This is a genomic window from Nonomuraea turcica (genome assembly GCF_030718205.1).
Taxonomy (GTDB): domain Bacteria; phylum Actinomycetota; class Actinomycetes; order Streptosporangiales; family Streptosporangiaceae; genus Nonomuraea.
The window spans coordinates 484,653-503,720 of record NZ_JAUZQF010000003.1; the positions used below are offsets into that span (position 1 = coordinate 484,653).

Here is a 19,068-nt window from a genome sequence, read left to right on the forward strand (position 1 = left end):
GCCGCCCTCACTTGTCAACGGCCTGCCGTACGGCTACCCGGCCAGTTCCCTGGTCACCGGGGGTGCGGTGCTGTCGCGGACGTGCAGCTCCATCGACAGGTACACCGGCTCCCCGTCGTGCCCCTCGGTCATGAGCATCTCCAGCATCTCGGCCGCCTGCTTGCCGAGCTGTCCCCGGGGCACCGACACCGTGGTCAGGCTCGTGTGCGCCACGTGGTCCAGCTCGATGTCGTCGAACCCGACCACCGACAGATCCTCGGGAACCCGCACCCCGAGCTCGCGCATCCGGGTCACCGCCCCCAGGGCCACCAGGTCGTTGTAGGTGGTGAGCGCGGTGGCGCCGGTGCCGGGCACCTCGGCGGCGGCCTCGTACCCGGAGTGGCTGGTGGACCCGCACGGCAGGATCGTGACGGAGAGGCCGAACGCCTTGGCCGCCTCCAGCGCCCTGATCCGCTCGGAGTTGGCCCAGGACACCTCGGGCCCGCTCAGGTAGGCGACCCGGCGGTGGCCCAGCTGCGCCAGGTGGCCGCAGATCAGCATCATCCCGCCGAAGAAGTCGGCGGAGACGGCGGGCGCGGCCAGGCCGGAGACTATCCGGTCGAGCAGGACGAGCGGATGGTCCCGGGCGGTCAGGCCGACCAGGTCGGAGCGCTCCATGCGGGGGGAGCAGAGCAGCACCCCGTCGCAGCTGCGCATCAGGTCCTCGACCAGGTCGTGCTCGATCGCGGGGTCCTCGTCCGACTCCATGACCATGACGCGGCGCCCGTGGGAGCGGGCGACGTCCGAGACGGCCTTGAGCACCTCGGGAAAGTAGGGGTTGGCCAGGTCGGGCACCAGCACGCCGATGGTGCCCCACTCTCCGCGGGCGAGCCCCTGCGCCGCGGCGTTGGGCCGGTAGCCCAGCTGCCTGACCGCGTCGTGGACGCGCGCCGCCAGCAAGGGGTCGACCTTGGCCGTGCCATTGAGCACGCGGGAGACCGTCGAGACCGACACCTCCGCCGCCGCCCCGACGTCGCTGATCGTCACCCGGGTCGAGCGGCCCTGCCGCAGATTACGCACCTGCTCCTCCTACCCCCGTGAAGCGCCCGTCAGCCGAGCAGCCCGCGCAGATGATCCAGATCCCGCCGTACGGCCGCCGCCGGGTCGGCCGCCGGATAGTGGACGTGCAGTGACAGCGCTCCGGTGTAGCCACGTGCGCGCAGCCCAGAGATGATCTCCGGCCAGCGGACGACGCCTCCGTCTGCAAACGGTTGCCACTCGCACACCCAGCCGTCCGCGGTGGATCGCCAGACGGCGTTCTTCACTCCCATGCAGGCCATCCGATCGCCCAGCAGATCGACATTGAGTGCCCATGCCTCGCTGCCCTCCTTGGCCTGGTTGCCGGGGTCGGCATAGAAGCGCACGTCGTCCAGGTCGCCTGCGAGCGCGAGGGCGAGCGAGGCGGATGGATGGATCGTACCGTGATGCAGCTGGAGCGCCAGCTGTACACCGTGCCGGGCGGCGAGGCCGGCCAGGCGGGCCAGCGCGGCCCTGGACTCCGCCAACCGGCGGTGGTATCCGGCGGCGGGGTCGTAGCGGTAGAAGCCCGCCCGCACGAGGGGGACACCGGTCTCGCCGCAGGCTGCGATGATCCGTTCGGCGTCCGCATCGGCGTCGAGCAGGTCGGTGGTGACGACGTCGAGGGTGAGCCCGCGGCGCTCGAGCTCCGCGGCGACGACGGCGATACCGCCGGGCTCGGCGGGGCTGACCGTCTGCCCCTCACGCACGACGAGGTCCGCCCCGTCGGCGCCCACCGAGGCCAGGGCCTCGGCCAGCCGGGCGGCATCGATGGGACCGAAGGGCTTGGTGAAGGCAAGCAGGCGCACACGTACTCCCCGTGGTCAGAAAGCGCTTGTAGAGCTTCGTTTCAAGGCTGCCGATTGCCGCAACCCGTCGCGACCCTACCGCCGCGATCCGCCGAAAAATGCCTGTATAACCGCTTGTTCTGGGCGGCGGCGAGCTGTAACAGCCGTCGACGGGCAGGTCTTCGCCGACCGAGCATCGATCTGAAACCGCTTTCTCACAAGTCTTGAATCGGGTTATGAGCCGGGTTACTCTCGACAAACCTCGGGCAAGCGCTTTCCCGTCTGTCCGAGCACCCCTCTGGCCTCCGCCTCTTAGGGAGGGCTCCATGAATCCTCATCGGCGTGGCACCGCCGCGATCATCACCGCAGCCATCGCGTCACTACTCGTGGCGGCGTGCGGCACATCGACCAACAGCAGTAGCGGCGGCGGTGGTACGCAGACCACGCTGAAGATCTGGGACTTCTCCGCCGAACAGGTGCAATTCCACAAGGATGTTGGCGCGCAGTTCACCAAGGAACATCCCAACATCACGATCGAGTGGCGCTCGATCACCCAGGCCGACTACATGAAGACCCTGCCTCTGGCCTTCCAGAGCAACCAGGCGCCGGACATGTTCTACTGGAACGCCGCCGGGCTGTCGGAACTGCTGGACCAGAAGTGGATCCGCCCGCTCAGCCCGAGCGGGACCGTCCCCGCCGACTTCACCAAGCGCTGGCCGGACGGATCCTTCCTGGAAGGCATCAACATGCAGGACGGGAAGACGTACGGCTTCCCGTTCACGGAGAACCTCTACTGGGGCTCCGGCTACATGTTCCTCAACAAGCAGGTCTTCCATCAGGCCGGGCTGGACGTCAACAACCCGCCCAAGACCTGGACCGACCTCAAGAACGCCTGCGCGCAGATCAAGGCCAAGACCAAGGCGGAGTGCATCGCCGCGCCCACCAAGGGCGAGGACATGCAGCGGATCTGGTACGGGCTGCTCAGCAGCGTCTCGACCTCGTCGACCGACTTCTTCGACTACAAGACGGGCAAGTTCAACCTGACCGAGCCCGGGCAGCTGAAGACCTTCGCCTTCATCCAGGAGCTCAAGAAGGCCGGGTACCTGGCGCCGGGCACCAACGACAAGAACTTCTCCCGCCAGCAGTTCGCCGCCGGGCAGGCCGGCATCTACTTCGACGGCACCTGGATGCTGAGCGTGTGGGACAGCCAGGGCTTCAGCAGCGACAACTACGTGGTGGCGCCGCGCGTCGACCCGGACGAGGGGCAGGCCGGCGCGGGCGGCCGCACGTACGACGGCAACAAGTACTGGGTCAGCTCGCAGACCAAGCATCCCGACGCCGCCTGGACGTTCATCCAATGGATGACCGACCCGAACGGCTACTTCGTCCAGCAGTACTACAAGAACGCCTTCGGCACGCTGTCCTACGTCGACAACCAGAAGATGGTCACCCATCCGGTGCTCAAGCAGATCATGGAGATCGGCTCGAAGCCGGGCTACCGGGTCCAGCTCCCCGAGCCGCTGCTCAAGTGCCCCGACATCGCCAAATCCAAGGCGTACGTCAACGCGCTGACGAAGACCCCCGACGCGGAGTGGGAGGCCATGAACGAGGCGCTGGTCAGCGGCCAGCCTCTGGCGTCCGTGGGCGCCGCTGTCGTCAAGCAGCGGCAGACCGCCTTGGAGGAAGGGCTCAAACAGGAGGCGGCCAGCGGCCTGAAGGTGTCGATGGACTGCTACACCTTCCCCGACTGGGACACCACGAAGGACTACACCTCGGACATGTACAAGAGCTAAGACCGGACGGCGCCGTCGGCCACGCGCCGGCGGCGTGCCCTTCCCTTCGTGAGGACATCTATGACAACCATCGCCCCTGCCCCCGGCAGGGAGAGGGTGACGGAGAGCGACCGGTCGCCCGCCGAGCGTGTGCCCGAACGCGTCGATCACTCCCGCGAGCGCGTCCGCGGCCTCGACAGGGTCTGGCTGCTCGTCTTCCTGGCCCCCTTCCTCCTGCTCTACCTCGGCTTCACCATCTGGCCGCTGATCGCGACGATCTACTACTCCTTCTTCGACTGGTCGGGCATCGGCCCGATCGAGCCTTTCGTCGGGACCCGCAACTACAGCACGATCCTGGCCGATCCGCTGTTCTGGGTCTCAGTGGTCAACACGCTGGTCTTCGCCCTGCTGACGACCGCCATCAAGCTCCCGATCTCGCTGGTGGCGGCGATCCTGCTCACCCGCAAGTGGCTGCGCGGCAAGCCGTTCTTCCGGACCGTGTTCTTCGCGCCGCTCATCATCCCCGTCGCCATGGCAGGCCTGGTCTTCACCTACCTGCTCAACCCGTCCAACGGCGCGCTGAACGCGATCCTGCGTGACTTCGGCCTGGTCGATCAGGGGTTCGACGTGTTCGCCAACCGGTGGAGCGCGTTGCTCGTGCTCGTGCTCGTCTCGATCTGGCAGATCTTCGGCCAGTACATGATCTACTGGATGGCGGCGCTGCAGAACGTGCCGGAGGAGCTCTACGAGGCGGCCGCCATCGACGGCGCGAGCGAGTGGAAGAAACTCACCCGCATCACGCTGCCGATCATCAGGCCGGTCGCCGTGATCATCACCCTGCTCGGCCTGGTGAACGCCATGCACGTCTTCGGGCTGGTCGTCACGCTCACTGCGGGCGGGCCCGGCACCAGCACCTACGTGGTGTCCTACTTCATCTACCAGAACGCCTTCGGCAGGGTTCCGTTCGCCTACGGTTACGCCTCGGCCGCGGCGCTGCTGTTCTCCGTCATCGCCTTCGTCCTGGTCTCCGCCCAGGGCCTCGCGGTTCGCCGGGCGCAGCGGCTCAGGAAGGAGTACGGCGTCTGATGACGACGATCACTCAGGCCGCCCGGCGCAGCCACACCGTGCGGGGCAACCTCATCGCCCTGCCGATCCTGCTGGTCATCGGGCTCGTGTGGGCCTATCCCTTCCTGTGGACGATCTCGGCCGCGTTCAAGACCCAGGCCGGGATGTTCACCAGCGGCGCGAGCCTCGTGCCGGACCAGCTCAACTTCGACAACTTCGTACGGGCCTGGGTCAACGCCGGTTTCTCCGGATACTTCTTCAATACGGTGCTCTACTCGGTCGTCTCGACCTTCATCGAGCTGGTCAAGGCGGCCCTGTGCGGCTATGTGCTGGCCAGGTACGAGTTCCCAGGGCGCACCCTGCTCTACCGGATGATCGTGGGGACCCTGTTCATCCCGGTCGCCTCGATCATCGTCCCGCAGTTCGTGCTGATCGAGAACCTCGGCCTGCTGAACACGCGGGCCGGGGTCATCCTGGCCATGTCCGGCGGCGCCGGCGCCCTCTACGTCCTGCTGTTCGTGGGGTTCTTCTCCAGCGTCCCGGCCGACCTGTTCGAGGCGGCCAAGCTCGACGGGGCCGGCTTCCTCAAGACGTTCGGCCTCATCCTCCCGCTGGCCAAACCGGTCATCGCGGTGGTGGTCATCTTCCAGTTCATCAGCAGCTGGAACGAGTTCAACATCCCGCTGGTGTTCACGCTCGGCCAGCCCGACCTGCAGAATCTCGCCGTCGGGATGATGTCCTTCCAGGGTGAGTACGCCACCGACTGGACCGGGTTCGCCGCGGGAATGACGATCTCGTTCCTGCCGATGCTGATGATCTTCCTCTTCTTCCAGAACTACTTCACGCGCGGCCTGGCCGGCGCCACGAAGGGGTGACAATCCGCTTGAAGATCACCGCCGGTGATCCCTCGACGGTGAGGCACGGCGCGTTCGCCTACACCTGGGACATCGTGGGCGACCCCGCGGCGGCCGAGCGCATCGCCGGCCTCGGCGTGAGCACGGTGACCTTGCAGGCCGCCTACCACTCGGTCCGGGCCACCACCCCGTGGCATCCGCGCCACCGCATCGTGCAGGCCGACCACGCGGCGGCCTACTTCCGGCTGCGCCCAGAGCGCTGGCGTGGGCGGCTCCGGCCGTACCCGCCGAGCTGGGGGGTGCCCGACGAGGACAGGTTCGGCGCGGCGCTGACCGCGCTGGCCGGGACCGGGCTGCGGGCCGAGGCTTGGCTGGTGCTCACGCACTCCTCGGTGCTGGGCCGCGAAGCGCCCGACCTGACGGTGCGCAACGCCTACGGCGAGCCCTACCCCTACGCGCTCTGCCCCGCTCAGCCCGCCGTCCACGACTACGCGCTGACCCTCGTGAGCGAGGTGTGCGAGCAGTACGACGTGCCCGCGCTGATGCTGGAGGCCTGCGGCTGGCTGGGCGCCGAGCACGCCGGCCACCACGAGAAGACCTCCGGCGCGCACCTGTCCGCCTGCGGTAGGGCGCTGCTGTCCCTCTGTCTCTGCCCGGCCTGCCGGGCCGCGCTGGCCGGGGGCGGCCTGGACGTCGATGAGCTGGCGCGCGACGTGCGCGCCGCCGTGGACGGAGAGCTCCAGCAGGGCGTCCCGGCCGGGACCAGCCTGGACGACGCGCTCGGCCGCGAGCGCGCTCAGGCCCTGTACGGTCACCGCGGCCAGGTCATCGCCGGCCTGGTCCACGGTGTGGCAGCACTGGCCGGCGACCGCGAGCTGCTGCTCATGGCCACCGACGACCCGCAGGTCACCGGCCCCGACGTGGGCATCGACCTGGCCTCCTTCGACGCGCCGGTCGACGCGTACGTGCTCAAGTGCTGGGGCCCGGAGGACGCGGCACTGGCCCAGGTGAAGGCCGCGGCGAGCCGTACCGAAGTCCCGCTCGTCGCCAACCTCACCGTGCTGGAGGACGGCCACGCCCGGATTCCGGCTCTCGCCGCCGACCTCGTCGCCAGGGGCGCGCGGCACCTGCGTTACTACCACGCCGGGCTGGGCTCGCCTGCCCGCCTGGCCAGCATGCGGGCGGCGGCTCGCTTGAAGGAGAGGCAATGCTGAATGGCCTGTACGTGATGGATCCGAACCGCTTCGACGACGTCTACGGCCCGCAGGCCCGGGCCGCGATCGAGCGGCACCTGACCATCGCCTCGCCCCCGCTCACCGCCGACCGGCTCACCCCCGACGTGCTCGCCGACCTCCAGGTACTGGTGACCGGATGGGGGGCGCCCAGGCTGGACGCCGAGCTGCTCGCCGCCGCGCCCAAGCTCTCGCTGGTGCTGTACGGCGCGGGCTCCATCCGCCCGCTGGTCACCCCCGAGATGTGGGCCAGGGGAGTGCGGGTCACCTCGGCGGCCACCGCCAACGCCACCCCGGTCGCCGAGTTCGCGCTCTCGCAGATCCTGTACGCACTCAAGCACGGCTGGCGCTACGTGCTGACCGCGCGCGCCACCGCCGCCCCCGCCGTGCGCGGGCCCGAGACCGGCGCCTATGACGCGGTGGTCGGGCTGGTCTCGCTCGGCGCCACGGGCCGGGCCACGGCGCGGCTGCTCGCCCACCACGACCTCGTCGTGCAGGCCTGCGACCCGTACGCCGACCCGGAGGAGGCGGAGCGGCTCGGGGTGCGCCTCGTCGGCCTGGAGGAGCTGTTCGCCACCTCCGACGTGGTCAGCCTGCACGCGCCGCTCATCCCTGAGACGCGCGGCATCGTCGGCTCCAGGCAGCTGGAGTCGATGAAGCCCGACGCCACCCTGATCAACACCGCGCGCGGCGGCCTCGTCGACGAGGCCGCGCTCGTGGACGTCCTGGGCCGGCGGACCGACCTGTTCGCCGTGCTCGACGTCACCGACCCGGAACCGGCCGTCGCGGGCTCGCCGCTGTTCACGATGCCCAACATCGTCGTCACCCCGCACGTGGCAGGCAGCCTGGGCCACGAGCGGCGCCGCCACGGGGAGGCGATGGCCGAGGAACTCGCCCGTTACGTCGCGGGGGAGCCGCTGCTGTACGAGATCATCGAGTCCGGGCTGGCGAGGAGGGCATGAGCACCAGTGGCCGCCGAGGCCTACCCACCCTGGTCCTGCTGCCGCCGCACGATCCGGTCACCGAGGGCTGGCAGGCCCGGCTGGAGCAGGCGGTGCCGGACCTCGTCGTGCTTCGGCCGGAGACCCGCGAGGAGGCGGCACACGCGCTGGCGGAGGCCGACGCCGCCTACGGCACGCTGCCCGCGGACCTGCTGGCGCACGCCGGGCGGTTGTGCTGGCTGCAGGCCCCACAGGCCGGGCCGCCTCCGGGGTTCTACCATCCGGCCCTGGTCGCGCACCCCGTGCAGGTCACCAACATGCGCGACACCTACACCGACCACGTGGCCGCGCACGCGCTGGCGCTCGTGCTCGCGTTGGCCAGGGGCCTGCCCAAGTACGCCCGAGACCAGGCCCACGCGCGCTGGGCACCCCACTGGGACCCCGCCACCGTGCTCTCCTTGGGCGAGGCCGCGGCCTTGGTGGTGGGGGTGGGCGCGGTCGGGGCCGAGGTCGGCAGGCTGCTGGCGGCGTTCGGCACCAGGGTCGTGGGCGTGGACGCCCGGCGCGGCGGCCCCGTGCCGGGCTTCGCCGAGGTGCTGCCGGCCGACGCCCTCGACCGGCTGCTCCCCGAGGCCGATCTGGTCATCCTTACGGTCCCGCACACCCCCGCCACGGAGGGACTGCTGAACGCGCGGAGGCTTGCCCTCGCCAAGCCCGGGGCGTACATCGTCAACGTCGGCCGCGGGGCCACCGTCCGGCTCGACGACCTCGCCGCCGCCCTGGAAGCGGGGCACCTGGCCGGCGCGGCCCTGGACGTCTTCGAGACCGAACCGCTCCCGGCCGATCATCCCCTCTGGCGGCGTCCCGACGTGCTCATCACCCCGCACGTGGCCGGCGTGGGGCCGCATGCCGGCGAGCGGCGCTTCGCCGTCCTGCTGGAGAACGCCCGGCGTTTCGTGGCCGGGCGGGAACTGATCAATCTGGTCGACAAGTCTGAATGGTACTGACATGATCAAAAGACGGAACTTCCTGCTCGGCGGCACGTTAGTCGCCCTGGCTCCGCTCCTGCCCGACTCGCCCGCGCTCGCGAGTTCCGGCTTCGCCGTTCAGACCGTCGCCACCGGTGTGGCGGCCAAGAGCGATCGGCGCGCCATGGCCGGCGGCCTGTACGACCCCGTCGCGGGCAAGACGTTCATCTCCTGGACGGGGGAGAACACCAACCCGTACGTCGCCGCCTACGACCACGCCACCGGCAGGTGGACCCAGCCGATCAAGGTCGGGCAGTCGCCCAAGGGCGACTCGCACCACTACCCGGTGATGATCCAGGCCGACGACGGCCGGCTCCTGGTCTTCTACGGCTCGCACAACAGCGTCCAGCGGCTGGCCACCTCCCAGCCGCACACCGTCGAGGGTGACTGGACCGACGGGACCGTCGACGCCGCGCCGCGCTCGTCGTACCCCATGCCCGTCAAGGCGAGCAACGGCGACATCTACCTCTTCTTCCGGGACACCCCACGCAACGACGACCCGTCCTTCCCCACCGACTACCGGCCCATCCACTACCTCCTGTCCACCGATGACGGCCGTACCTGGACCCACTCCAAGGACCTGGAGGGCATCCCGTTCGCCATCGGCTCCACCGACCGGTCCGACAACTGCAACGAGATCTACATCGGCGAGATCGAGGTCACCCCGGCGCAGGGGAACGTGCCGGAACGGTTCCACTTCGTCTGGACGCTCGCCGGCGGCGGACCCGGCCGCCACGAGCACGACTACTACCACCGCAACCTGTACTACGCGGCCTTCCAGCCGGGCGACCGGCACTTCTACAACGCCGCCGGCGACGACCTCGGCACCCGCGTGGACTGCGGCGACGCCTCCCGGCTCCCGCTCGTCCTGGAGACCGAGCTGAAGCGGGCGAAGCCGCTGTCACGAGACGTCGGCTACACCCATCTGGTCGGGTCGATGGCGGGCAACCGTCCCGTGCTGCTGTTCATGCTCCAGGACGGCGACACCACCGTCGTGCACGCGGCCGCGTGGCAGGGACACGAATGGCGCATCGCCGAGATGACCAGGGAGGCGACCCTGTTCGACAAGGAGCAGATCTCCCCGGCCGCGTTCCGCGTCTACGCCAACCCCGCCGACGGGACCTCGGCCGTCTCCACCTACATCCTGGAGAACGGCACCCACTGGCGGTCCGAGGCCAGGGTCCCCACGCCCACCAGGATCCAGCGTGCCAGCCTCATCGCCGGCTTCCGCGACCCCGCGCGCGTCGTACTGACCGGCTCGGCCGCCGGCGTCACGGTCCCTGAAGGCGGCATGTTCGTCCTCGGGATGCCTACGACGTGAACCGGATAGCACGCGTCGAGACCTTCACCGTGGCCCTGCCGTCGCTGCGCGACTTCGCCGTCGCGGGCGGGTCCGTCGTCCAGGGCGGCCGCCCGGCCGTCAGAGTCCTGGTGAAGGTCACGGCCGACGACGGCACCACCGGGTGGGGCGAGGCCACCCCGATTCCCTCCTGGACGTACGAGACCACCGAGTCCATTGTTTCCACCATCGACGGCTACCTGGCCCCGGCGGCCGTCGGTCGCCCGCTGTGGGATCTGGACGGGCTCTGCCGCGCCTTCGACCGCACCATCAGCAAGGGCTTCTCGATCGGCATGCCGCTGGCGCGCGCGGCGGTCGACGTGGCCTGCCACGACGCCTTCGCCCGCAGCCTGGGCGTGTCCCTCGGCGAGCTGTGGGGCCGGCGCAGGCGCGACACCATCGAGCTGGCCTGGATCGTGGCCGGCCAGTCGGCGGCCGAAGCAGCCGACTCGGTGGCCGAGGGTAGCGCGCACGGCTACCGCCACCTCAAGGTCAAGATCGGCCTGCACGCCGAGGACGAGGACGTGGCCATCGTGGCCGCAGTACGCGCCGTCGCCCCCGACGCCGTGCTGTGGGTGGACGCCAACCAGGGCTACACGGCCGCCGCCGCACTCCGGGTGGCCAGGCGCCTGGCCGACCTGGACGTCGCCGTCTTCGAGCAGCCGCTGCCGTCCAACGACATCGCCGGTCTGCGCCGCCTGCGTGACGCCAGCCCCGTCCCGGTGGCCGTGGACGAGAGCCTGCGCCACCCGAGCGACCTGGCGACGTTCGTCCGGCTCGACGCCATCGACGTCGCCGTCGCCAAGGTGCAGCGCTGCGGCGGGCTGACCCTGGCGCTGCGCCAGTGCCAGCTCGCCGAGGACTCCGGCCTGGCGATCATGGGCTCCGGCCTCACCGAGTCCGACGTTGGGCTGGCCGCCTCGCTCCACCTGTTCGCCGCGTTCGGCGTGGACACGCCGGTCGACCTCAACGGCCGGCAGTTCATCACCAGTCCCTACGCCACGGATCCGGTCATCACCGTCGCCGATGGCGTCGCCCACGTGCCCACCGGCCCGGGTCTGGGGATCGGCGTGGACGAGCAAGCGGTCCGCGCGCTCGCTCTTTGACGGTATCCGTCGGACGCGCCGTTGGACCCGCGGGCGCCGGCATGGCACCGACGACTACGCGCTGACCTGACACCAGGCGCGCTCGCATTCGGCGAGCAGCAAGGACGCAGGTCTAGCCAGCTAACTCACTAGTACGTACATTAGAGAATCATGTCTCGAGTCCTGGTCCTCAGCGGGCCCAACCTCCGCGCACTGACGCTCACGCAGCTGTCGCACCTGCTTGAAAGGAAGAAGTGATGGCCTCGTTCCTGGTGGGGTTGATCGGCTCGGGCATCGGCCCCTCCTTGAGCCCGCCGCTGCACGAGCAGGAGGCCGGACACCACGGGTTGCACTATGTCTATCGGCTGCTCGACACCGACCGCCTGGGGTGTGACGTGGGGGAGCTGGTCCGCACGGCCCGCCGGTTCGGCTACGACGGGCTCAACATCACGCATCCCTGCAAGCAGGCCGTCATCCCGCACCTGGACGAGCTGTCGCCGGACGCCGCCACGCTGGGCGCGGTCAACACCGTGGTCTTCGACGGCGAGCGGGCCGTCGGGCACAACACCGACTGGACGGGCTTCGCCGAGTCGTTCGCGCGGGGCCTGCCCGATGCCCCGACCCACCAGGTCGTGCAGCTCGGCGCCGGCGGCGCGGGAGCCGCGGTCGCGCATGCGCTGCTCACGATGGGCGCCGACCAGATCACCGTCGTCGACGCGGACCCGGCGCGAGCGCGCGCCCTCGCCGGCGAGCTGGCCGCCCGCTTCGGCGCCGGGCGTGCATGCCATGCGCTCCCGGCCGAGCTGCCGGAGCTCCTGGCCCAGGCCGAAGGTCTGGTGCACGCGACCCCGACCGGGATGGCCCATCATCCCGGCCTGCCGCTGCCGGCCGAGCTGCTCCACCCCGGGTTGTGGGTGGCCGACATCGTCTACCGGCCGCTGGAGACCGAGCTGCTGCGGCACGCGCGGGCCGCGGGATGCCGGACGCTGGATGGCGGCGGCATGGTCGTCTTCCAGGCCGTACACGCGTTCAGGCTGTTCACCGGCCGCGAGCCGGACGCCGAGCGGATGCTCGCCCACCTGACCGATCTCATCGCCGTCTGAAGGAGGAAGCGTGCGTAAGTCCATCGCCACCGTGTCGGTGAGCGGCACTCTCACGGAGAAACTGGAGGCGATCGCCGCCGCCGGGTTCGACGGGGTGGAGATCTTCGAGAACGACCTGCTGGCCTGCCCGCTGTCGCCGGAGGAGGTCCGGGCCAGGGCCGCCGACCTCGGGCTCGGCATCGACCTCTACCAGCCCTTCCGTGACTTCGAGGCGGTGCCTGCCGAGGTGCTGGCGCGCAATCTGCGCCGGGCCGAGCACAAGTTCCGGCTCATGGAGCGCCTCGGCGCGGACCTGCTGCTGGTCTGCTCGAACGTCTCCCCGTCGGCGATCGGCGACGACGAGCTGGCCGCCGAACAGCTGCGCCTGCTGGCCGAGCGGGCCGCCGAGCACGGCATCCGCATCGCGTACGAGGCGCTCGCCTGGGGGCGGCACGTCAACGAGTATCTACACGCCTGGCGTATCGTCCGCCTGGCCGATCATCCCAGCCTCGGCACCTGCCTGGACAGTTTTCACATCCTCTCGCGTGGCTCCGACCCGATCGGCATCGAGGCCATCCCCGGGGAGAAGATCTTCTTCCTGCAGCTCGCCGACGCTCCGCTGCTGGCCATGGACGTGCTGCAGTGGAGCCGCCACTACCGCTGTTTCCCTGGACAGGGCAGCTTCGACCTGGACGGGCTGGTCGCCAGCGTGCGGCGCACGGGCTACGCCGGGCCGCTGTCGCTGGAGGTGTTCAACGACGTCTTCCGCCAGGCGTCGGCGCAGCGCACCGCGCTGGACGGCATGCGCTCGCTCATCGCCCTGGAGCAGAGCCTGACCGGCGTGACGCACCCGGCCGTGCCCACCGGCTTCGCCTTCGCCGAGCTGGCCGACAGCGGCTCGCTGGGTGGGGTGCTGGCCGCGCTCGGCTTCGCGCGTACGGGGACGCATCCCACGAAACCGGTTGAGCTGTGGGAGCAGGGTGGCGCGCGGCTGCTGCTCAACGCCACCGGAGCCGACCCCGCACTCATCGCCCTCGGCCTGGACAGCCCGGACCCAGCGGGCGCGGCCAAGCACGCCGAGTCGCTGCTGTCACCGGTCCTGCCGCGCGAGCGCGCCCCCGAGGAGGCCAAGCTGCAGGCGGTGGCCGCGCCGGACGGCACCGAGATCTTCTTCTGCGACGACGCCTGGCTCGCCGACTTCGCCCCCTCGGGACCGGTGGCCGGCCCGGTCACCGGCATCGACCACGTGGCCCTCACCCAGCCGTGGCACTACTTCGACGAGGCCGAGCTCTTCTACCGCAGCGTGCTCGGGCTGCGCCCGCAGGAGAGCCTGGAACTGCCCGACCCGTACGGCCTGCTGCGCAGTAAGGCCATGTCGGGTCCCGACAGCGTGGTCCGTATGGTGCTGAACGTCGCCCAGGTCGGCGCCGGCGGCCTCCCATGGCAGCACGTAGCGCTGGCCTGCGATGACGTCCTGGCCGTCGCCCGCAGGCTGCGAAAGGAGCATCCCGGTCTGCTCCTGCCGATCCCCGGCAACTACTACGACGACCTGGAGGCCCGCCACAGGGTCGATCCCGAGTTGCGTCACCTCGGCGTGCTCTACGACCGGGACGAGCACGGTGGCGAGTTCCTGCACCTGTACACCGTCACCGTGGGCCGGGTCTTCTTCGAGATCGTCCAGCGGATCGGTGGATACCAGGGCTACGGGGCAGGCAACGCCCCCATCCGGCTCGCCGTGCAGCACGCGGGAGGTCACTAGGATGGGCGAATGACCTCTCAACCCGCCGCCGCGTCCCATGTGCCCAGGTCCGGCACGACGCCTGATGTGCCCGGGTCCGGCACGACCGTACGTGTGCCCGGGTCCGGCACGACCGAGCGCCAGCGGGATGCCGAGCGCACCAAGGCGGAGATCCTCGAGGTCGCGCAGCAGGAGTTCGCCCGGCACGGCTACGCGGGGGCGCGGGTGGATGAGATCGCCGCCCGCATGCGCACGACCAAGCGCATGATCTACTACTACTTCGGCAGCAAGGAGCGGCTCTACATCGCGGTCCTGGAGAAGGCCTACGCCGAGGTCCGGGAGATGGAGCGGACGATCGAGGTGGAGCACCTGGCCCCGGTGGAGGCCATCCGCGCGCTGGCCGAGCTCACCTTCGACCACCACGACCTGCACCGCGACTTCATCAAGCTGGTCGCGATCGAGAACATCCACCAGGCCGAGCACATCCGCAAGTCGGAGGCCCTCGCCGGCCTCGGCACGCCCGTGCTCGATCTCATCTCGCGCATCCTCGACGCCGGCACGGCGAGCGGTGACTTCGTCACCGAGGCCGACGCCATCGACGTGCACATGCTGATCAGCTCGTTCTGCTTCTTCCGGGTGGCCAACCAGCACACGTTCGGGGCGCTGTTCGGACGGGACATGACCGCGCCCGAGCACCGTGCCCGCTTGCGCGCGATGGTGGGGGATGCGGTCGTGGCCTATCTTCGGGGCGCGGGCGCCTGATCCTGGTTCGCGTGCTTAATCCTGCGGCAACACCCTTGTAATGTACGAACCGGTGAGTTAGTTTCCTGTCACCGCACTCCCCCCGACGGTCACCGTGAGGAGCATATTGTGACGGTGCAGGGCAAACCCCGCAAAGCGGCCATTGCGGCCTGGATCGGTAGTGCCTTGGAGTACTACGACTTCTTCATCTACGGCACCGCGGCCGCGCTGGTCTTCAACAAGATCTTCTTCCCGTCCTCCGCGCCCGCCACCGGTACGCTGCTCGCGCTGGCCACGTTCGGCGTCGGTTATCTGGCCAGGCCCGTGGGCGCCTTCGTCCTCGGGCACATCGGCGACAAGTTCGGCCGCAAGCGGGTGCTGGTCACCACGCTGGTGATGATGGGCGGCTCCACGTTCCTGGTCGGCTGCCTGCCCACCTACGACCAGGTCGGCGTGCTCGCGCCGATCCTGCTCGTGGTGCTGCGCCTGATGCAGGGCTTCTCCGTCTCGGGCGAGCAGGCGGGCGCCAACTCCATGACGCTGGAGCACGCCCCCGAAGACCGGCGCGCCTACTACACCAGCTTCACCCTCAACGGCACGCAGGCCGGTCAGATCATCGCCACCGCGATCTTCCTGCCGATCGCCGCGCTGCCCGAGGACCAGCTCCTGAGCTGGGGCTGGCGGGTGCCGTTCTGGCTGAGCGTCATGGTGGCGGTGGTCGGGCTGGTCATCCGGCGCACGCTGGAGGAGACGCCCGCGTTCGAGCAGGAGGTCGCCACCAACACCGTGGCGAAGATGCCCCTCGCCGTGCTCTTCCGCGAGCAGTGGCGCGACGTGCTGCGCGTGGTCGTCGCCGCGGTCATCGCCTCGGTCAGCACGATCTTCACCGTGCACGCCCTGTCCTACGCGGTCAACACCATGGGCCTGGAGCGCACCCCGATGTTGTGGGTCGGCGTGCTGGCCAACGTCGCCGCGGTGATCACGATCCCGCTCTGGGGCAGGCTGTCGGACCGGGTCGGCCGCAAGCCGGTGTTCATCGGCGGCTCGCTGGGCTGCGCGGTGCTGATGTTCGTCTACCTGTGGTCGATCTCCGCCGGAAACCTCTTCCTGATCTTCGTGGCGGGCATCGTGATGTTCGGCATCGTGCACAGCGCCACCAGTGCCGTGTGGCCCTCGTTCTACGGCGAGATGTTCACCACGCGGGTCCGCCTGTCCGGCATGGCGATCGGCACCCAGATCGGCTTCGCCATCGCCGGCTTCGCGCCCACGGTGGCCACCGCGGTGGCCGGCACCGGCCCGGAGAGCTGGCTCGGCGTCTCGATCATCACCGCGGTGGTGTGCCTGGTGAACGTGGCCGCGGTCGCGACCGCCAAGGAGACCTACCGGGTGCCGACCGAGCAGCTCGGCGTCAAGCTGCCGGGGCGGGTGAAGGTATGAGCGGCTGGCGCGTCCACGCCGTACGCTACGCCCAGCGCGACGCCCGTCGCGGCGAGCACTTCCACGGCTACGAGCCCGGCGGGGAGAGCTCCCACCCGACCGCCTACTACGTCTGGCTGGCGGTCTCCGGCGAGCACACGGTCGTCGTCGACACCGGCATCGCGCCGGAGCGGGCGGCGCGCGTCGAGGGAATCGACTACCGCTGCTCGCCCGTCGAGGCCCTGGCCGAGCTGGGCGTCGCCGCCGAGTCGGTCGATTACGTGGTGCTGACCCACCTGCACTACGACCACACCGGCACCGCCCACGAGTTCCCCCGGGCCCGCTACGTCGTGCAGCAGGCCGAGCTCGACTACTGGACCGGCCCCTGGGCCGAGCGGATCACCCGCGAGCGCTGGCTGCTCAACGACCACGACCTCGCCCACCTGCGTTCCGCCCGCAAGGACGGGCGGGTGCAGGTGGTGGACGGCGACGCCTTCGTGGTGCCGGGCCTGAGCGTGCACCTGGTCGGCGGGCACACCGCGGGCATGCAGGTGGTGCGGGTCGCCACCGCCCGCGGGCCCGTGGTGCTGGCCTCTGACGCCAGCCACTTCTACGAGAACATCGAGAATGACCGTCCCTTCCCGATCCTGCACAGCATGACCGGGATGTACGGCGCCTTCGACCGCATCAAGGAGCTGGCCGGCGGCCCCGAACTGGTGGTCGCCGGCCATGATCCGCTGGTGCTCGAACGTTTCCCCCTGCTTGGGAGCGACGTCGCCGTGATCGCGCCCTAGGCGGGCAGGACCTCGATCTTGCCTGTCGGGCGTGGGCTGTGGCTGTCGTTGAAGAAGTATTCGCCGGGCTTGGTGAAGGTGTACTGGAACGACTCGCCCGGCTTGAGCCGGACGTCGAAGAGCCCTTCGAAGAACTGCGTGGCCCCGTGGACGTGCACGTTGTCGGCGGGATTGACGAAGGTGACGGTGGTGCCGGCCGGCACGCGCAGGTGGGTCGGCGCCATGGCGTTCACGGCCGTGGACTCGACCGTGCCCACCTGGCCGGTGGCGGAATCGTAGATGCGGGCGAGCACGACGGTGTTGTTCACAGCGCTTCCGTCCACCGGGCTTCCGGAGACCGGGCGGCGGACCACGGGTGCGGGCGGCGTGGCGGCCGGGGGCACGGTGCCGCCGAGTTTGAAGGCCCACAGGTGATCGCCGCGCGCCGCGGAGTTGCCGTACGGGATGCTGGTCCCGCCCGCGTAGACCGCGATGTACTGCTCGCCGTCGATCTCGTACGAGATGGGGCTGCTGCTGACCGCGGCCCCGGTCTGCCAGCGCCACAGCTCACGGCCGTCCCGAGCGTCCAGGCACAGCAGGTTGCCGTCCGGCTGGCCGATGAAGAGCAGGTCGGAGGCGGTGGTGAGGATGCCGTTGCCGTGGGCCAGCGAGTACGGCATGTTCTTCTTCCACCGCACCCGGTTCGAGCTCGGATCGACGGCCACGACGCCGCCGGTCATGTACTCGCCGGGCGGGCGCAGGCCGTTGGACGCCTCGGTGAGGGAGTGGGCGGCGGCGACGTAGCCGAAGCCGGTGTACACCAGGCGGGTGCTGTGGCTGTAGGACTGGTGGTTCCAGTCGGCGCCGCCACCGTGGCCCGGGATGGTCAGGATGGGCTCGTCCCAGTGCGGCGTGTACAGCGACCCGATCTTGTAGTTGGGCACGGCCCGGTGCGGGGCTCCGGGGATCTCGGTGCCGAGCGGCTGCCACACGGGGGTCTGCTCGGTCCAGCCGCCCTGGCGCGGGAACGGCTGCGTCGGCCACGTCTTCTGCCGCGGCTCCTGCGGCACGGGCACCTCGTCGATGCCCAGCGGGGCCGAGCCGTCGGCGCGGTCGAGGATGTAATACATGCCGGTCTTGCTGCCGTACACGACCAGCTTGCGCATCCGGCCCCGGACACGGGCGTCGAGCAGGACGGGCGCCATCACGTTGTCCATGTCCCAGATGTCGTGGTGGATGGACTGGAAGTGCCAGCGGTAGGCGCCGGTCTTGAGATCCATGGCCACGATCGAGTTGGCGAACAGGTTCTGGCCGCCGCGCTCTGAGCCGTCCTGGGAGGAGCGGGCGCCCCTGGCGTTGCCGAACGTCCAGTAGACCAGCCCCAGCTCCGCGTCGATGGCGCAGTGCATCCAGGGCGTGGCCCCGCCCGTCTGCCAGGAGTCGCCCTCCCAGGTGTCACCGCCGACCTGGCCGGGGCTTGCCGTTCCCCAGAAGTGCCAGAGCAGGTCGCCGCTCTCGGCGTCGAAGGCGAGGGCCGCGCCGCGCGGGCCGTCGTTGGTGCCGCAGTAGAGCATGCCGTCGTGGTAGGTGACCGCGACCTTCTCCAGGTTGCCGTACCCATTGTGCTGCCGCTCCCAGATCACCTGGCCGGTGCGCTGGTCGAGGGCGATGAGCCAGTTGTCGTTGCCGCAGGTGAAGACCTTGCCGGCGCCGACCGCCACCCCGCGCCGGGTGACCGCGCCGCGCGTCTGCGCGTACTTCCAGATCGTCGCGCCCGTGCGCCCGTCCACCGCGACGACGTTGCCGAGGGCCGACTCGATGTAGAGGATGCCGTCCACGGCCACGGCGGTGCTCTGGCTGTTGCCCGCCATCAGCCCGCCCTCGATGTTCTTCACCCAGGCCGCCCGCAGCCGGCTGACGTTGCCCGGGTGCAGGTCGCGGAGCCCGGTGTGGCTCTGGTTCGCCAGGTTGCCGCCGACCTTCGGAAAGTTCCGGTCGGCGACCTTGGTGGCCGCGGAGACCGGCCTCTGCCCGGCTCCCGCGAGCGCGACGGCGGCGACGGCGCCCGCGAGTAACTCTCTGCGACGGACCATGATCATCCTTTCACGTTCCACTATGTGGACTGTTGTATCCGACTGATGGACGCACCATAGATTCG

Annotated in this window: 16 protein-coding genes; 13 read left to right on the top strand and 3 right to left on the bottom strand. The window is 70.0% G+C overall.

Annotation, left to right across the window (positions count from 1 at the left end; all coding sequences use genetic code 11):
- Positions 1-33: 33 nt before the first annotated feature.
- Entirely contained in the window at positions 34-1,059 is a 1,026-nt protein-coding gene (locus Q9G87_RS11035; RefSeq protein WP_305916166.1) for a LacI family DNA-binding transcriptional regulator, read from the bottom strand.
- Positions 1,060-1,088: 29 nt separating this feature from the next.
- A complete protein-coding gene (locus Q9G87_RS11040) occupies positions 1,089-1,865 on the bottom strand; it encodes a sugar phosphate isomerase/epimerase family protein (RefSeq protein ID WP_305916167.1) in 777 nt (258 codons plus the stop codon).
- 305 nt (positions 1,866-2,170) lie between these two features.
- Between Q9G87_RS11040 and Q9G87_RS11045 the strand changes: the two genes are divergently transcribed.
- The 13 genes from Q9G87_RS11045 (at position 2,171) to Q9G87_RS11105 (ending at position 16,931) form a co-directional block, all read left to right on the top strand.
- Positions 2,171-3,637 carry an ABC transporter substrate-binding protein gene (locus Q9G87_RS11045; RefSeq protein WP_305916168.1) on the top strand — a complete coding sequence of 489 codons (1,467 nt, stop codon included), beginning with the start codon at positions 2,171-2,173 and terminating at the stop codon, positions 3,635-3,637.
- A 60-nt stretch (positions 3,638-3,697) separates the two neighbouring features.
- Positions 3,698-4,702, top strand: a complete 1,005-nt coding sequence (locus Q9G87_RS11050) for a carbohydrate ABC transporter permease (RefSeq protein WP_305916169.1) — start codon at positions 3,698-3,700, stop codon at positions 4,700-4,702.
- Positions 4,702-5,556, top strand: a complete 855-nt coding sequence (locus Q9G87_RS11055) for a carbohydrate ABC transporter permease (protein WP_305916170.1) — start codon at positions 4,702-4,704, stop codon at positions 5,554-5,556. Before Q9G87_RS11050 ends, Q9G87_RS11055 begins: the two co-directional genes overlap by 1 nt.
- 8 nt (positions 5,557-5,564) lie before the next feature.
- Positions 5,565-6,749 (top strand): alpha-amylase family protein, encoded by a 1,185-nt coding sequence (locus Q9G87_RS11060; protein ID WP_305916171.1) that lies wholly within the window; start codon positions 5,565-5,567, stop codon positions 6,747-6,749.
- Complete coding sequence (locus Q9G87_RS11065; protein WP_305916172.1) at positions 6,743-7,729, top strand: hydroxyacid dehydrogenase; 987 nt, start codon at positions 6,743-6,745, stop codon at positions 7,727-7,729. Before Q9G87_RS11060 ends, Q9G87_RS11065 begins: the two co-directional genes overlap by 7 nt.
- The gene (locus Q9G87_RS11070; RefSeq protein WP_305916173.1) at positions 7,726-8,715 is read left to right on the top strand and encodes a D-2-hydroxyacid dehydrogenase; all 990 of its coding nucleotides are present in this window, start codon (positions 7,726-7,728) and stop codon (positions 8,713-8,715) included. Before Q9G87_RS11065 ends, Q9G87_RS11070 begins: the two co-directional genes overlap by 4 nt.
- A 1-nt stretch (position 8,716) precedes the next feature.
- On the top strand, positions 8,717-10,057 hold the full coding sequence (locus Q9G87_RS11075) for a BNR-4 repeat-containing protein (RefSeq protein WP_305916174.1): 1,341 nt from the start codon (positions 8,717-8,719) through the stop codon (positions 10,055-10,057).
- A complete protein-coding gene (locus Q9G87_RS11080; RefSeq protein WP_305916175.1) occupies positions 10,054-11,181 on the top strand; it encodes a mandelate racemase/muconate lactonizing enzyme family protein in 1,128 nt (375 codons plus the stop codon). Before Q9G87_RS11075 ends, Q9G87_RS11080 begins: the two co-directional genes overlap by 4 nt.
- Positions 11,182-11,417: 236 nt before the next feature.
- A complete protein-coding gene (locus Q9G87_RS11085) occupies positions 11,418-12,263 on the top strand; it encodes a shikimate dehydrogenase (RefSeq protein ID WP_305916176.1) in 846 nt (281 codons plus the stop codon).
- 10 nt (positions 12,264-12,273) lie between these two features.
- On the top strand, positions 12,274-14,001 hold the full coding sequence (locus Q9G87_RS11090) for a bifunctional sugar phosphate isomerase/epimerase/4-hydroxyphenylpyruvate dioxygenase family protein (protein WP_305916177.1): 1,728 nt from the start codon (positions 12,274-12,276) through the stop codon (positions 13,999-14,001).
- Between the two features lie 9 nt (positions 14,002-14,010).
- Positions 14,011-14,742: a TetR/AcrR family transcriptional regulator gene (locus Q9G87_RS11095; protein WP_305916178.1), complete on the top strand. Its 732-nt coding sequence runs from the start codon at positions 14,011-14,013 to the stop codon at positions 14,740-14,742.
- A gap of 108 nt (positions 14,743-14,850) precedes the next feature.
- Positions 14,851-16,158 (top strand): MFS transporter, encoded by a 1,308-nt coding sequence (locus Q9G87_RS11100; protein ID WP_305916179.1) that lies wholly within the window; start codon positions 14,851-14,853, stop codon positions 16,156-16,158.
- The gene (locus Q9G87_RS11105) at positions 16,155-16,931 is read left to right on the top strand and encodes an N-acyl homoserine lactonase family protein (RefSeq protein WP_305916180.1); all 777 of its coding nucleotides are present in this window, start codon (positions 16,155-16,157) and stop codon (positions 16,929-16,931) included. Before Q9G87_RS11100 ends, Q9G87_RS11105 begins: the two co-directional genes overlap by 4 nt.
- On the opposite strand, the gene Q9G87_RS11110 is transcribed toward Q9G87_RS11105, so the two are convergent.
- The gene (locus Q9G87_RS11110; RefSeq protein WP_305916181.1) at positions 16,928-19,003 is read right to left on the bottom strand and encodes an outer membrane protein assembly factor BamB family protein; all 2,076 of its coding nucleotides are present in this window, start codon (positions 19,001-19,003) and stop codon (positions 16,928-16,930) included. The two genes, Q9G87_RS11105 and Q9G87_RS11110, sit on opposite strands and share 4 nt — an antisense overlap.
- Positions 19,004-19,068: the final 65 nt, after the last annotated feature.

Bases quoted from the DNA above. Each gene is read 5' to 3' on its own strand.
- Q9G87_RS11075 (WP_305916174.1), top strand. From the start codon at position 8,717: ATGATCAAAAGACGGAACTTCCTGCTCGGCGGCACGTTAGTCGCCCTG.
- Q9G87_RS11045 (WP_305916168.1), top strand. From the start codon at position 2,171: ATGAATCCTCATCGGCGTGGCACCGCCGCGATCATCACCGCAGCCATC.
- Q9G87_RS11050 (WP_305916169.1), top strand. From the start codon at position 3,698: ATGACAACCATCGCCCCTGCCCCCGGCAGGGAGAGGGTGACGGAGAGC.
- Q9G87_RS11070 (WP_305916173.1), top strand. From the start codon at position 7,726: ATGAGCACCAGTGGCCGCCGAGGCCTACCCACCCTGGTCCTGCTGCCG.
- Q9G87_RS11105 (WP_305916180.1), top strand. From the start codon at position 16,155: ATGAGCGGCTGGCGCGTCCACGCCGTACGCTACGCCCAGCGCGACGCC.
- Q9G87_RS11085 (WP_305916176.1), top strand. From the start codon at position 11,418: ATGGCCTCGTTCCTGGTGGGGTTGATCGGCTCGGGCATCGGCCCCTCC.
- Q9G87_RS11110 (WP_305916181.1), bottom strand. From the start codon at position 19,003: ATGGTCCGTCGCAGAGAGTTACTCGCGGGCGCCGTCGCCGCCGTCGCG.
- Q9G87_RS11065 (WP_305916172.1), top strand. From the start codon at position 6,743: ATGCTGAATGGCCTGTACGTGATGGATCCGAACCGCTTCGACGACGTC.
- Q9G87_RS11055 (WP_305916170.1), top strand. From the start codon at position 4,702: ATGACGACGATCACTCAGGCCGCCCGGCGCAGCCACACCGTGCGGGGC.
- Q9G87_RS11095 (WP_305916178.1), top strand. From the start codon at position 14,011: ATGACCTCTCAACCCGCCGCCGCGTCCCATGTGCCCAGGTCCGGCACG.